Origin of the sequence: Thalassomonas sp. RHCl1 (genome assembly GCF_947387555.1) — a bacterium.
Lineage (GTDB): Bacteria > Pseudomonadota > Gammaproteobacteria > Enterobacterales > Alteromonadaceae > Thalassomonas.
The window spans coordinates 144,532-159,061 of the sequence record NZ_CANDNZ010000001.1; the positions used below are offsets into that span (position 1 = coordinate 144,532).

Genomic DNA, 14,530 nt, shown 5'->3' on the forward strand with positions numbered 1-14,530 from the left:
GAACAGTTTGTGTATGCTGTTCATTAGCAACAGAAAGCGAGAGTGGATACAGAGCCGGAGCCGCCTACTGAGCAGTCGGCCCCTTTTAAAACTTTTGACAACTACAGCAAATTAAATGATTGCACAAAACTGGTAACTTTATTGTTTGGCGTGGTCACGGTAATGGTTAATACCCCGGTTTCGCTATCGCCACCTGAGGCATTAACAATGACAAAATCCAGGCTGCGGGGAATAGTTGTATTGGGCATGGTCAGGGAGGTTGTGCCTTCTATCTCCCCGGCGCTGCTGCTGACGCTAACGCTAGTGTTCATCGGCATGGCCTGTCCGGCAGAGTCGGTAAAGCTGAAGCGGAAACTCTGGCTGCTGCCGTCGTTAATGTCCGGCAGGCCGTCACCGTTGCCTGCCTGGTCGGCAAATAAGGTACCAGCACCGTCGGTGAGTTCATAGTCGGCATCCGAGCCTGACATAATAAGGACCATGGCTTTTCTCAGTCTGATTGACCTTTGCTCGGAGCAAGAGTTGCCTTCGCAGCGGGGACCGTTATACAGGCCGTCGGCATCGCTGAAGGCGTCACTGTTATCGTCATCATAATAGATTTCACCGTCATTATATTCACCGTCTTCATTATCGTCGCGCCAGGCTTCCGACATGTCGATAAAACCCAGGGCTTCGCTGCCATGGCTGCCAAAACCTGAATCAACCCCGGTATCGATAATGGCGCTGCCGTCATTGTCGTCGAAGGTATTGTTGCCATTGGTTTCATAAAAGGTTTCATGTCCCAGCGCGGTGGCCAAAATGGTGACCCTGTGATCGTCCACCCTGTCATTGGCACTGACCCAGGTAACAGAACAGCTGCCGTTGCTGGTGTTGCAGCTGCCCGGGATATGGCCGCCCTCGGCGGTGAAGGTGACAGTGGTGCCGTCGGGCACCGGGTTGTTGAAGTTGTCTGCCAGCCAGACAGAAATCTCCGAAGTTACGCCGTTGGTGGTATCGGCCTCAGGGTTAAGCACACTGGCGGCTATGGTAAAGGAGCTTTGCTCCGGCAGATCGGAAACTATGGATAATAAATCGGATTGGGTTTGTACCGGCGTGGCTTGCCCCTCAAAGTCCATGGTGGCTTTGGCGGTGACCCTGACCGAAGTCGGCACTGTACCGGCGTTTACCTGGGTGCTGATCTCTCCCTGGCTGTTGGTAAAGCCGCTTGTCGGGGTTAAGCTGATGTCGCCGACATCGGTATTGAGGCTAAAGTCGACTTCTTGCTGTGCCAGGGGGTTGCCCAGGTCACTGTTGACCCTGAAGGTCAGGGTGGAAAACTCCTGCTTGTCGACCCCGCCGGAGCCCTTGAGGGCGATAGTCGTTGGCTCGGCAGAAATAAAGGCGATAGAACCCAGTTGTTCGCCGCTGATATGTATACTTTGGGAAGCGGTATTGGTGGTACCGTTGCTGGTAATTGAGGCAATAAGCAAGTCGTCTGTGCCGGTCAGTCCGGCGCAGCTGACATCTTCGAAGGTAGCCTTTGCCCGGCCGTTGCTACTGACAACTTGACTCTCTATGGTTGCCTTGGCATTTTCGACACAGCTGGAGGTGAAGAGCACAGGCGTCGGCTCAGTGATCAAAACATCATTTTCATCAACCAGGTCGACACTTAGCCCCAGGGTGCCGCCGGCACTGACGGTATTGTCTGCAAGCGTTAATTTGATCTCACCTTCGATAAAGGTGTTGTTGTCATTGAAATAACCGATACGGACGGCGCCGTCGCTGATCACGCTGTCGGCGGCAATGATTTCATAGTTGAGGCTGTTGCTGTGGCTGCCGGTGCTGGTGTCGGTATAGGTGGCGGTGAGTACACCGGCGCCGAGCACGGCACTGCCTGCTAAGCTTACCGTGGCAATACCGTTGTCGTCGGTCAGCGCCGAAGCGGCCGCCAGGGTACCGACTTCTGCGCTATAGCTGATAATTTTTCGCACCAGTGGCTGGTTATCGCCGTCAAGCAGTTGGCTGGTAACTTGCACTGTTTCATCGGCTTTAAACTGGCTGACGGCAATACCGTTTAATAACAGCTCGCTGCTCAGGGAAGGGGAGGAAGTGTTTGTGCCGCTGCCGCTATCGTCATTGTCACCTGAGCTGCCGTTACAGCCAGTTAAGAAAATTAACCAGGAAAGCATCAGGGCGAGCGATATTTTTTTCATGCCTTTCTATCCTTAAAAATCTGAGAATTTAACAGCTAGAGGATAAAAGCCAGTCATTAAAAAGTCCATTTTAATTCAATAAATTATCATGAGCTGGAACAAGGTATTCCCGATTGCTATCCATGACGGGCCGGCTAAGCTTGCTGGCATTTTTTCATTTATTTATCCAGGCGATTAAGGGATTTGTGCTCATTATAAGCGCAAATGTTTGCCGCGATACCATCAAGCAGCCTTTGCTGGGCCTGCTCGCTGGCCCAGGCAATATGGCCGGTAATTTTTAGCTTGCCCGGATCGCTGTTTAGCCTGCTTATTAGTAATGGGTGGTCGGCCGGTGGCGGCTCCTGGTCCAGCACATCGAGTACCGCACAGGCGAGTTTCCCGTTTTGCAGGGCGGTTAATAGCGCCTGGTTGTCTACCAGGTCGCCGCGGGCAGTGTTAATCAACATGGCTGTTGGTTTCATGTGTTGCAAGCTTTGCTCATTCATCAAATGCCTGGTGTCGGCTGTTAACGGGCAATGCAGGCTGACAATATCTGAATGCTGCAGTAAAAAGTCAAAGGTGCAGCGACCGGGCCTTAAGCTTTTGGCACCGGGGCGTTCGCCGATCAATACCTTGATATCAAAGGCGGCGGCAATTTTGGCGACCGCCTGGCCCAAGCTGCCGTAACCGATAATGCCCAGGGTTTTATCGGCAAGTTCGGTTATGGCATTGCCGTGCAGGCAAAAGGTCGGATTTTGCTGCCACAGGCCGCGCTCGGTATTGCGGTTATGGTGACTGGTCTGGTGAAAATATTCCAAGATCTGGGCAAAGACATATTGCGCGACCGATGCGCTTGCATAACCGGTGACATTGGTGACGGCAATCCCCTGTGTGCGTGCGGCTTCCAGGTCAATATTATTGCTGCCGGTGGCGGCGATGCAAATCAGTTTTAATTTAGGCAATTGCGTCAATATCGTTTTATCGAGCACCACCTTGTTACTGATCACTATATCGGCCTCCCGGCAGCGCTCGACCATCTGTTCGGGTGTGGTGGTGTTATAACAGGTTAAGGTTGTCACTTGGCCGTGAATGTTTTTAAGGGCTGTACTTGTGGCGGCCGCCGGGCTGTCGGCATTGGCTATGCTGAAGGTTTGCAGATCGAGAAAAACCGCGTGCATCTGTTACGTCTCTGTTTCTAATAAAGCGGGGGAAGTGAAAGGCTCAGCTTACGGATTTCTCCCCGGCAGGACAAGCGCATTTTTTCTAAAAGACAGGAGAAAGGAGATCAGGGGAAGGCGTGATATTAGCCGCTGCGGGGCTGCAAATATCGCGATAAGATATTTGCAGCCTGCCGGCGCTAAGGTTGGGAATGGAATGAAATCAGTAATGGCCAGTTGTTAACCCGGACGGCCATCGGCGCGGGGGGCGGTCAGCATAGGGCCGTATTTGAAAATAAAGGCGCCATAGGCAATAAACCAGCACACGGCGCTTAGTTCAATAAAGTAAAGGGTATAGGTCGGGGCTCCCCAGGGACCGAACACCCGCAGCAGGGTGGAAATACTGATCAGGGCAAAACCATAGGATAACAGCTTAGGCGGCATTAACGGCCGGCCGGTATGGCCCAGGCTGACCCGGGCGATCATCGCCAGGATCAAGCCGCCCATGCCGCCTATGGTCAGTAGGTGCCAGATATGGTTGCTGGGGACTTCCGGGATAATGTAGCTCACGCCCAACAGGATTAAACCAAACCAGATAAATTTCAGCGCCGCATGTAATGACCATAATAGCGGTACGGCTAAGGTGATCCACGGACGCCAGCGCAGCCAGCGGATCCCCTGGAAGATACCGGAAAAAATCAATAAGCTGCCGAAAAATATCGGGCTAAAGCCGACCAGGGGCTGCAATAGTAGGGATAAGACGGCGATGGCCAGGGTGGCGGTGCAGGCTTTTTCCAGCCAGGGCAAGGGTTCGGCTTTTTTCGTGCCTGTGCCGTTGGCGGTAAACATGGGAGTAACCCGCCCTGCCATTACCGACATCAGCAGGGTTACCAGCAAGACCGCGGTATAACCGGTATAGCTGAGTACAAAGGTTTGCGGATAGACAGTGGCCAGATACATTTCCAGGTTGACCAGGGTCAGCACCACCAGCAGGGGAACAAAAAATAAGTTGCGGTATTGTTTGATCGCCAGGATAGGGCGGGCGAGTACTACGGCCACCGCAGGTAAAAAACTGAGATCAATAATGGCGCTTAAGGTATAACCGAGTACATCGGGAAATAACAACACCAGACGGCCGGCGAGCCAAAGGGAAAATAAGCCGGCGAGCAGTTTACCCTGCACCCCGCGGATACCGGTCCAGTTTTGTACCGCCGTTAACAGGAAACCGGCGATAATGGCACCGGCAAAGCCAAACACCATTTCATGAATATGCCACCAGTAGCCGCCGGCAAATGGGGTGAAGGTGGTGACTCCCCGGTAAATCAGCACCCAGATAATCACACTGATCACACTAAAAAGTGCGCCAAACAGAAAAAACGGCCGAAAACCAAGACGAAAAAGCGGCTGGATTTGCTGCTCTTTTTGCATATCGGTAATTTGCATCATAGATAAAACCTTGCTAACTCTCTTGTGAAAAACCTTTGTGAAAGCTTTTGCACTTAAGCCCCTGCTATTAATATCCGTAAGGGCAAGCTAAATAGTGGTCTTATTATACGCTTTCGCGATGTAGAAAAACTGATGTGAGATCAAGTTATTTTCATCTTAAGATGAAAAGTATTCATCGGGGAAAAGTCGGGAAAATAACCGCTATGGCTGATGGGGTAATTGACACCCGTGACGGATTATACTGGACATCTTTGCCAAGTGCTTTTATTCTGGCCAGCTTGATAACAGCATAATAAAGCGGATTACGAGTGAAAAAAGCAGTATTATCTCTGGGGATGGCCATCTCCACTTTATTTCAAGCCGGTGTGGCTCAGGCAGAAGAACTGAAATTTGCTTCATGGAATATCGCCTGGTTAGGCTCACATGAATACAATGAACGTAAAGCCAGTGACTATCAGCAGCTGGCGCATTATGCGAAAAAACTTAATGCCGATGTTATTGCCTTGCAGGAAGTTGAAGATGCAAGCTGGGCCCGCAAGGTATTCGGCGACGACTACGACTATTACTTTTCCACCAAAGACTGGGTGCAAAGGGTCGGGGTTGCGGTAAAAAAATCCTCCGGTTATGCCGTTAAAGCACAGGAATATAAAGCCCTGGATGTTGGCCGGGTACGTAACGGTATGGACGTTACCCTGTCCAAAGGCGATAAAAAAATACAGCTGCTGGCGGTACATTTAAAGTCCGGTTGTTTTGACTCGCCGCTGGATCAGGCAAGTGTCAGCGCGATGCCGAGCACGTCGAAAAAAGAAGCGAAACGCAAAGAAGCTTGTGAAAAGCTGAGCAAGCAGATTTCGCCGCTGGAAAACTGGATCGATCAAAGGGCATCAGAGCAGGTGCCTTTTATTGTCTTAGGTGATTTTAACCGTCGCTTCTCCCGTGACATCGCCCTTAACTACCCGGAAAACCAGGGCCTGTGGCAGGCACTGGATGATGAAGGTGCGGAAGATTTATGGACGCCGACTGCCACCGCCGATTCGGCGTGCTGGGGCGGTTACTATAAAGATTATATCGACCATATAATCTTTAACCCGGAAGCGAAAAAGCACTATGTCAAAGGGTCTTTCGACCAGCTGGTGTTTGATGAGAAATACAGCCGGGAACTATCGCAAACCTTAAGTGATCACTGTCCGGTTTCCGTGAAGATCAACTTATAGTTTATCTTAGGATAAAATCCGTTAATTAAAGAAAGGGGAATTAACCAAGCGTTAATTCCCCTTTTTCTATATAGGATGTATGGTATTTCGCGGTCACATGGATGTGAAAGAGCGAAGACATATAGGATGTATGGTATTTCGCGGTCACATGGATGTGACAGAGCGAAGATATACAGGATGTATGGTATTTCGCGCTCACATGGCTGTGAAAGCGTAATGTTTAGGATGTATGTTATATCGTGCTTATATGTGAATAACTGCCGATGAGCTGCCTTGCCGCGCTTGTTATTTGCTCAAATCCGTGGGTTTTTCAATTTCATCTAAAGCTTCTTCCATTTCCAGCGCCAGATCCGCCAGTTTGCCGGTGAGTACGTTTTGGGCGTCGTTTAGGCCGCGGTTATAGAAATATACGCCGATTTTCTCGGCGAAAAAATCCAGTAAAAATTCGGCATCGAATTGGCCGAGATCCTGATCAAGTTCTTTTTGAAAATACTTTTGTACCTGGTTGACGATGGTGCTTTTTTCTTCTTCGGAGAAGGTGATGATGGCCATTCAAATTTCCTGTTGTATAAATGGATTAGTAACTGGGTTTGGCGGCGGTTTTGCTCGCCTTTTTATTGGTGAAGTTATCGGGGGTAAATATTGCCACCTTTCCCTCTGCCCCGGCGGCCAGAATTGTTCGGCCGTTGCCGGCTAAGGTGTAAAAGCCTTGCCGGGAAAACTGCTGCCAGCTTTGACCGTGATCATAGGAAATATCTGTACTGAGTTTGCCCGTTGCCAGGCAGATATTTTTTATGCAGTTCATGGCGGTGCGTAAACCGTTTTGACCCGAGTCCAGGCTTTGCCATTGCCCCTGTTTTAAAGCGGCGATATTGCGGTAAGCGCCGCCGCGTTTCAGGTAATCTCCCCCCAGGGCAAACAGCTGATTTTTGTTATTAACGGCCAAGGCATAGGGCCCGGCGGTTTTTGTTGTCTGGTGCAGGGGCAGCGGCTGCTTTTGCCAACTGGCCCCCAAATCATTTGAGTGATAGGCAAAAGCGGATAACCCGCCAGTGGCAAACCAGATATCTTTTGTACCGGCTGCGATCAGGGTATTGCCGCTGGCGGCGAAAGCGATTTCGTTTTCCTGTATTGCCGGTAACCGGGTAGGGTCAATTCTTTGCCAACTCTTGCCCTGATCTCGGGTATGTTCGATAACAAAGTGACCACCTACCGGATCCCCGAGCAAGAAGCCTGTCTGTTCATCGATAAAAGCAATGGAGTCATAAAAGCCTTTTTCATGGCGGTTTTCCCTGAGCAGCTGCCAGCTTTTTCCCTGATCCCGGGTGATGAGCAGTTTGGATTGGCTGCCTTCCCCGGCCGACATAATAATGGCGGTGGTTTCATTGAGTACCGCTATATCCCTGAAGTCATGCTGCCTGGCTAACTTGGGAGAAATATCTGACCAGGTTTTGCCGTTATTTTTGCTGATATAGACCCGGTTTTTTGTACCCGCCACCCATAAGCTTTTTGCTGTGGCGGCACTGCTCCTGAGGGAGGCTTTTACCGGTAACTCCCTGATTTGCCAGTCGGCAACCTGCCCGGCAGATAAAGGGAAAATAAAACTGTTTAACAGCAACAACAAACCGGTGCAGTGGAGGGAGACAGAGCATTTCATGTTAGCGGACTTTCCTTGAGCCTAAGCTTTAGCGATATCGACTCCGCCACTATTCATAATAATTAAATAATAAACAAGTACTTTTATGATTTTACTTTTAATAAGGCTAAGCAGGGAGAAAATAACAGCCAAGTATAAGCAAGCCCGGCTGTGTTATTGGCGCTGGAAAACGGCCTTGCTCAACAGATAATCAATTATAGTTATAACCAGACCGCTTTTATCGCTTAAAAGTTTTAAATATAAATTAGATTCTTTTGTTATAAGCGGATAGAATGACCCGATATGTTCAAAGTTGAATTGTGTTTTCATTTAACCAATAAAAGTATTTCTTATGCTGACGCTCACTGATATCCAACCGCAAAAAGATGAGATTTATCTCGATAACAATGCCACCACGCCGGTATTACCCCAGGCCGCAGCGGCGGCCTCTCATGCCATGCAGCTTTGTTACGGTAATCCCAGCAGCAGTCATATTACCGGCATCAAAGCCAAGTATATTTTAGAAACCACGCGTAATTTAGTGCGTAAGGTTATCGGCGCCCCCAGCGGTGAAATTACTTTTACCAGCGGTGCTACCGAAGGCATACAAACAGCGATTATCTCGGCGCTTAATGCCAGCCGAGAATTGGCGACCAGGCTTGATAAACCTGTGCTCTTATATGGGGCTACCGAGCATAAGGCGGTGCCGGAAACGTTAAAGCACTGGAATCAGATGCTTAACATCGGCGCCGAAGTACTGGCGATCCCCGTTGATGAGCGCGGCATTTTAGACCTTGGCTTTATTGAGCAGCATGTCGCGAATGCCCTGATTGTCTGTACCATGGCCGCCAATAATGAAACCGGTGTTTTCCAGGATCTCAAGGCGCTTGAGTCGGTGATCCGCCGCGGTAACGATAACGTATTGTGGATGGTAGATTGTGTGCAGGCACTGGGGAAATTTTCCCTGGATATCGCCAATACCACCATAGATTATGCACCTTTTAGCGGCCATAAGTTATACGCCCCCAAGGGCATAGGCATTTTATATGTGCGCGAAGGCGCCCCTTATACCCCCTTTATTGCCGGTGGCGGCCAGGAAAGCGGTTTGCGCTCAGGTACCGAAAATTTACCCGGCATTGCCGCTATCCAGGCGATTTTATCCCTGTTGGACGATGACGAAGACGATACCTTTAAAAGCCATGAGGTTTTGCTCGGTTACCGCGAGCAGTTAACGCAGACCTTGCAGGAAGCTTTCCCGGAAATAGTCTTTAACCATGACTTTGCCTGTTCATTGCCGACCACGTTAAATTTCTCCGTCAAAGGCCTGTCCAGCAAAGACATTATGGATTTATTCGATGCCGCCCATATCCGGGTGAGTTCGGGCTCGGCCTGTTCATCGAAAGTCAGCGGCAGTTTTGTGCTTGAAGCCATGGGTAAACCCAAGTGGCAAAGTGACTCGGCTATCCGTATGTCTTTTGGTCCCGCGACTACCCAGCAGGAAATCGATGATGCCTGCCAGGGAATTAAGCAAGCGGTGAAGGCGCTGCATCACAGCTGTTTGATCCTCTCGGATACCGAAGATAACAGCGAATTTGCCGTCGATGGCCTGCAGCAATGGGTGTATGACCAGCAATGTACCTGGTGTTATGTCGACAAGGCGGCGGGTGAGTGTATTGTCCTGGATATGATCCCCGAGTTGGTGAATAAATTTGAAACCCTGGTGAAATGCCAGAATTACCAGGTAAACGGCGTACTGGAAACGCACCGCCATGACGGCCAGTTGCTCAGCAGTGAAATTGTCCGCGAGCTGATCACCGAGCAAATGTTGTCCAGTGATTATGATCACCTCGGCTGGAATAAAAACAGCGCTATGGTGACCCTGGATAACGGCCAGCAGGTAAGCGCCATAAAGGTTGGCGCTAAAGTACTGGCAAAACTGCCTTTGCCCGGCCATACCGACAACAGCGTTTGTTACCTGCTGGGTAGTGCCAAAGACAGTTGCCTGCAGGCGCAGGACATCGAATTTGCCTTTGTCGGTGATACCTTGCAAATCGGCGGCCTGGGCCGGGTGGATTTGCCGGAAAGCTCCGGTGAAAAGATGTATCAATCTTTACGTAATTTAGCCGCAGTGATCGCCGATGATACCTTGCTCTGTCCCAGCCACGATTACCAGCAGTTGTTCAGCACTTGCCTGGCGATGGAAAAGCGCACCAATAAGTTGCTCAGCGATGTGCTTGATGGTGATATCAGCGCACAGGAATTTGCCCGGCAAAAAGCAGAAATTGATGCCAAATTGCCGCCGGCGGATAATCACAGCTACTGCGGCAGTATCAGCACCAGTACCGCAAAAATCGGCGATATCACCCCGGATAAACTGAAACAGTTTATGGCGGACAACCCGGCGGCAACCATAGTGGATGTGCGCGAGCCCCACGAATTTGATGCCTATCCGGAAGAATGTATTTCCGGCAAACAGCTGGTGAATATTCCCCTGTCGCAGCTGACTAACTTTGTTAACCGCCACAGAAAAGAAAAAAACAGCAGTTCTTTTGTCTGTATCTGCCGTAGCGGCAACCGCAGTGATGCCGCCGCCAGAACCTTGAGCCGCTATGGTTTTAACAATGTTTATCATGTGCCCGGGGGCTTTGCCTTATTGTCTTAAGCCACTGCCTGAAAACAGCAGAGCTTTGATAAAGACTTCACCGGTAACGCTTTATTGGGTATATACTAGTAAACAGAAGTGATATCTGGGCAAGGGTTACCGGGAAAGGTGAAAAAATCAATTAAATCATGGTGGCATACCGACTGTAAGCTATGCCGCAAAACCCGGGTTATTTTCTTGTGGTTAATATTAATGCTGCTTGCCGACTTTTTATGGTTTCATCTGGTATTTAGGGGCTGATATGGCATTGTACTGGTCGGATTCACAAGAAATTGCCTTGGCGTTGATGGAGCGGCATCCGCATGTGGATCCGCTGACAATACATTTTACCGATTTAAGGGACTGGGTGCTGGCACTGGAAGATTTTGCCGATGACCCCAAGCATTGTGGCGAACGGGTTTTGGAAGGGATCCAAATGGCCTGGTTGAGCGAAGTTGATTAACTGCGTTAACGATGACCCGCCTAAAGCCGTTCCGCGGCGAACGGGTTTTGGCAGGGAGCCAAATGGCCTGGTTGAGTGAGGTGGACTGACCAGTTCGGCGTGTGTTCCCGGAAATCAAGGCCTGTAAGGCATTTTTTCGCCATTTGCTTTTCTTGACCGACTGGTTGGCTTTTTTGTCGGCAAAACTTCCTTTATACTGTGCCTGCTTCATTTTGCGTCCGGGTAAAACCCGTTATTAGCGTAAGAAAACGCATAAGAAAATGAACAATTTATAACGGCATCCGCTACAATTATCACTCTAATCTAAGTTATATCATCACCTATGAATCAAAGCAGCAAAAGCAAAAAACGTCCGCTCTATATTCCCTACGCCGGTCCCGCCTTATTGGAAACCCCCTTGTTAAATAAAGGCAGTGCCTTTAGCGCACAGGAGCGGGCCAGTTTTAACTTAACCGGTTTATTGCCGCCAAGTTATGAGACCATTGAAGAGCAGGTCGAGCGGGCGTATATGCAATACAGCAGCTTTAGCAATAATATCAATAAGCATATTTATTTGCGGGCGATTCAGGATAACAATGAAACCTTGTTTCATCGTCTGATCCAGGCGCACTTAGAGGAAATGATGCCGATCATCTACACCCCGACCGTAGGTGATGCCTGTGAGCAGTTTTCCGATATCTACCGCAGTTCCCGCGGTTTGTTTATTTCCTACGCCGAGCGCGACCATATTGATGATATCTTACGTAATGCTACCAAAAATAAGGTCAAAGTGATTGTAGTCACCGACGGCGAGCGTATCCTGGGGCTTGGCGATCAGGGGATCGGCGGCATGGGGATTCCTATCGGTAAGCTATCTTTATATACCGCCTGTGGCGGCATCAGCCCGGCCTATGCCTTGCCGGTGATGCTGGATGTCGGTACCAATAATGAAAAACTGTTTAACGATCCTATGTATATGGGCTGGCGTCATAAACGTATCGGCCAGCAAGAATATGATGAATTTGTTGATCTCTTTATCCAGGCGGTAAAACGGCGCTGGCCTCATGTGATGCTGCAATTTGAAGATTTTGCCCAGCCTAATGCCATGCCTTTATTAAACCGTTACCGCGATGAAATTTGCTGCTTTAACGATGATATTCAGGGCACGGCCTCGGTAACTGTCGGCTCTTTGCTGGCGGCTTGTCGCACTAAAGGGGTGGCTTTGTCGTCGCAAAAAGTTGCTTTTGTCGGTGCCGGCTCTGCCGGTTGCGGTATTGCCGAGCAGATCATCAGCCAGATGATCAGCGAAGGCGCCTCCCCTGAGCAGGCCCGCAGCCAGGTTTATATGATTGACCGTTATGGCCTGTTAACCCAGGGCATGGGCGAATTGCGGGATTTCCAGGCAAAACTGGTACAGGGTAAAGATGCCGTTGCCGCCTGGGAGATTGAAGGGGAATACGCGTCATTGCTGGAAGTGATGAATAACGCCAAGCCGGATATCCTCATTGGTGTTTCCGGGCAGGCGGGTTTATTTACCGAGCAAATTATCCGGGCGATGAAATCCCATTGCGAACTGCCGATCATCTTCCCGTTAAGTAACCCGTCCCGCCAGGTGGAAGCAACGCCTGAGCAGGTGATCCACTGGACCGAAGGGGAAGTGATCATTGCTACCGGCAGCCCGTTTGAGCCGGTCGACTATAAAGGTAAAACCTATCCTGTCGCCCAGTGCAACAACAGCTATATTTTCCCCGGCATCGGCCTGGGCATAGTTTCGGCTAATGTTAACCGCATTACCGATGAAATGCTGATGGTAGCCAGTGAAACCCTGGCAAACAATTCTCCGCTGGCCAACACCGGCGAAGGTGAGTTGTTGCCGCCGCTGACGGCGATTGCCGATTTAAGTAAGGCTATCGCCTTTAATATCGGGAAACTGGCCATGAAACAGGGACTGGCGCTGGAATTATCCGATGAAATGTTAACGGAAAAGATCGAGCGTAATTTCTGGAAGCCGGAATACCGGGAATACCGCAGGATCAGTATCTAACCTTTATTTATAAATCCCTTGCGGCGTAACTTTAGGTTTAATGCCCGGTTACGCCGCAGCTAAAACGGGATTAACTGCTTTTTGCCGGCATTTCTTCGTCGGCATCTATTTCTTTTTTTTGATCTTCTGGCGTTATCCCTGCTGTTTTTTCCTCATCGCCGCCCTCAGCTTTAAGTTTTTTGGCAAATTCCAGCTTAAGTAAATACAGGCTGAAGAACATTTGGATCACCAAGGCGGTGATCGAGATATACCAGATATATTCCAGCGGGTAGTTGGCTTGCTGGCTGAGCCAGAATACCGGCAGCGCGAAAATCACCAGGCGCAGCGACATGCTGATTAGGGAGGGCCAGGTATTGCCCATTCCCTGAAACATGCCCGAGCAGGTGAAAATCAGTCCGGCGGGGACAAAGTTAAAAGAAATTATCTGCAAAAAGCCGCTGGCGACCTTGATCACTTCGCCATCCTGGGTGAAAGGTTTTAGCATCAGTTCAGGTACCATCAGGCAAAATAAAGAAAAAGAAGCCATCATGGTACTGATCACCAAAGCGGCAACCTTAAAAGTCGATCTGACCCGGGTATAGTGCTTTGCCCCATAGTTTTGTCCCGCCAGGGCCGGCAGGGCAAAAGCAATGGCCATGGCCGGCATAAACACCGCCTGCATCAGGCGCGAGCCTAAACCGAATCCCGCCTGGGCAGCAGAGCCAAAATCTTTGATCGCCCAGTAAATAATCGCCATATAAAAGAACAGCATAAAAAATTCACCGCCGGAGGGAAAGCCGATGGCGAGGATGCGTTTGATTGGTTTACCGGCAGGCTTTAACAGGCTTTTATTAAAGGTGAAATATTGGCCGACTTTAAGGAAATAAATAAACATCATGATCACCGCTGCCGCCATGGCAATAGAGCTGGCCAGGCCGGCCCCGGCAACACCCATGGCATGCCCGGTAAACCAGCCGGCGACTAATATCGGGGTAAGGATGATATTGATAAAGACACTGACAAACTGGATCACCATGCCGGGTTTGACGATACCCGCGCCCCTTAAGGCGGACGACATCACCACCAGCATAAATTGCAGCGCCAGGTTGGGCAGATAGTAATGCAGGTATTGCTTGCCATCGCTAATCACCAGGGGATCCGATGACATTAACGTCAAATAATAATCGGCAAACAGGTAACCGGATAACAAGACCAGTACCGTTAACACGCCGGAAATGAACAGCGCCTGGTTGAAAATAACATCGACATCGGCTTTATCTTTTTTGCCTATGGCCTGGGCAACCAGGGAAACAGTGCCTACGGCAATGATTTGAGTCATGCCGAGGATCAATAAGGTCAGGTTGCCTGCGGCGCTGACCCCGGCAAGTGCCACCGGACCGAGCTGGCTGACAAAATAGAGATCGATAAGAAAATACAGGTTTTGGATCAAAATACTGATGCCGATAGGCAGGGAGAGATTGAGCAAATGTTTTAAAATGGAACCTTGAGTTAAATCTTTCATAGGGCTGCGGATTTATTTTTCTTGTTGGTAAATGTCATTGCTTATGGCCGTCCTTGGACTGTTAAGGCGGACAAAAAAGAGGGTTTTATTTTTTTAAAAGGAAAACTTAATAAGGTTAGGCTTTTAGTAGGGTAACGTCCACTTATTTTCTCTGCTCTGCCCCTTGAAAATGTAAGTAACTATATCTCTTGTTGTATGGCTTGTGCGCTAAAGCCAGTGCCAATAACAGGTATTAGACAAGCGGTCGGAGAACTGTAACTGTTTTGACATTTTTTAACCCT

At 49.6% G+C, this 14,530-nt stretch carries 10 protein-coding genes; 4 read left to right on the top strand and 6 right to left on the bottom strand.

Annotated features, from left to right (window positions below):
* Positions 1 to 101: 101 nt before the first annotated feature.
* From QL234_RS00630 to QL234_RS00640, 3 genes are all read right to left on the bottom strand, one after another.
* Positions 102 to 2,189, bottom strand: coding sequence for a hypothetical protein (locus QL234_RS00630; RefSeq protein WP_281555939.1), 2,088 nt, complete (start codon positions 2,187 to 2,189; stop codon positions 102 to 104).
* A gap of 158 nt (positions 2,190 to 2,347) precedes the next feature.
* Entirely contained in the window at positions 2,348 to 3,346 is a 999-nt protein-coding gene (locus QL234_RS00635; protein WP_281555940.1) for a D-2-hydroxyacid dehydrogenase, read from the bottom strand.
* 219 nt (positions 3,347 to 3,565) lie between these two features.
* Positions 3,566 to 4,771, bottom strand: coding sequence for an NnrS family protein (locus tag QL234_RS00640; protein WP_281555941.1), 1,206 nt, complete (start codon positions 4,769 to 4,771; stop codon positions 3,566 to 3,568).
* Positions 4,772 to 5,079: 308 nt separating this feature from the next.
* On the opposite strand from QL234_RS00640, the gene QL234_RS00645 reads away from it, so the two are divergent.
* Complete coding sequence (locus QL234_RS00645) at positions 5,080 to 5,985, top strand: endonuclease/exonuclease/phosphatase family protein (RefSeq protein WP_281555942.1); 906 nt, start codon at positions 5,080 to 5,082, stop codon at positions 5,983 to 5,985.
* Between the two features lie 285 nt (positions 5,986 to 6,270).
* Here the strand turns inward: QL234_RS00645 and QL234_RS00650 are convergent, their stop codons facing one another.
* Both QL234_RS00650 and QL234_RS00655 read right to left on the bottom strand, forming a co-directional pair.
* Positions 6,271 to 6,537, bottom strand: coding sequence for a DUF2164 domain-containing protein (locus tag QL234_RS00650; protein ID WP_281555943.1), 267 nt, complete (start codon positions 6,535 to 6,537; stop codon positions 6,271 to 6,273).
* A gap of 25 nt (positions 6,538 to 6,562) precedes the next feature.
* Positions 6,563 to 7,642, bottom strand: a complete 1,080-nt coding sequence (locus QL234_RS00655) for a YCF48-related protein (RefSeq protein WP_281555944.1) — start codon at positions 7,640 to 7,642, stop codon at positions 6,563 to 6,565.
* Positions 7,643 to 7,973: 331 nt separating this feature from the next.
* On the opposite strand from QL234_RS00655, the gene QL234_RS00660 reads away from it, so the two are divergent.
* The 3 genes from QL234_RS00660 to QL234_RS00670 all read left to right on the top strand — a co-directional run bounded on the left by QL234_RS00660 (position 7,974) and on the right by QL234_RS00670 (position 12,748).
* Positions 7,974 to 10,283, top strand: coding sequence for an aminotransferase class V-fold PLP-dependent enzyme (locus QL234_RS00660; RefSeq protein ID WP_281555945.1), 2,310 nt, complete (start codon positions 7,974 to 7,976; stop codon positions 10,281 to 10,283).
* Between the two features lie 241 nt (positions 10,284 to 10,524).
* Positions 10,525 to 10,725 (top strand): Fe-S cluster assembly protein IscX, encoded by a 201-nt coding sequence (gene iscX, locus QL234_RS00665; RefSeq protein ID WP_044831867.1) that lies wholly within the window; start codon positions 10,525 to 10,527, stop codon positions 10,723 to 10,725.
* A 322-nt stretch (positions 10,726 to 11,047) separates the two neighbouring features.
* Positions 11,048 to 12,748: an NAD-dependent malic enzyme gene (locus QL234_RS00670; RefSeq protein ID WP_281555946.1), complete on the top strand. Its 1,701-nt coding sequence runs from the start codon at positions 11,048 to 11,050 to the stop codon at positions 12,746 to 12,748.
* 70 nt (positions 12,749 to 12,818) lie between these two features.
* Here QL234_RS00670 and QL234_RS00675 read toward each other — a convergent pair whose 3' ends face one another.
* Positions 12,819 to 14,249, bottom strand: a complete 1,431-nt coding sequence (locus tag QL234_RS00675; RefSeq protein WP_281555947.1) for an MATE family efflux transporter — start codon at positions 14,247 to 14,249, stop codon at positions 12,819 to 12,821.
* Positions 14,250 to 14,530: the final 281 nt, after the last annotated feature.

Coding starts and splice junctions, on each gene's coding strand:
- QL234_RS00630 (WP_281555939.1), bottom strand. CDS start 2,189: ATGAAAAAAATATCGCTCGCCCTGATGCTTTCCTGGTTAATTTTCTTA.
- QL234_RS00635 (WP_281555940.1), bottom strand. CDS start 3,346: ATGCACGCGGTTTTTCTCGATCTGCAAACCTTCAGCATAGCCAATGCC.
- QL234_RS00640 (WP_281555941.1), bottom strand. CDS start 4,771: ATGATGCAAATTACCGATATGCAAAAAGAGCAGCAAATCCAGCCGCTT.
- QL234_RS00650 (WP_281555943.1), bottom strand. CDS start 6,537: ATGGCCATCATCACCTTCTCCGAAGAAGAAAAAAGCACCATCGTCAAC.
- QL234_RS00655 (WP_281555944.1), bottom strand. CDS start 7,642: ATGAAATGCTCTGTCTCCCTCCACTGCACCGGTTTGTTGTTGCTGTTA.
- QL234_RS00660 (WP_281555945.1), top strand. CDS start 7,974: ATGCTGACGCTCACTGATATCCAACCGCAAAAAGATGAGATTTATCTC.
- iscX (WP_044831867.1), top strand. CDS start 10,525: ATGGCATTGTACTGGTCGGATTCACAAGAAATTGCCTTGGCGTTGATG.
- QL234_RS00670 (WP_281555946.1), top strand. CDS start 11,048: ATGAATCAAAGCAGCAAAAGCAAAAAACGTCCGCTCTATATTCCCTAC.
- QL234_RS00675 (WP_281555947.1), bottom strand. CDS start 14,249: ATGAAAGATTTAACTCAAGGTTCCATTTTAAAACATTTGCTCAATCTC.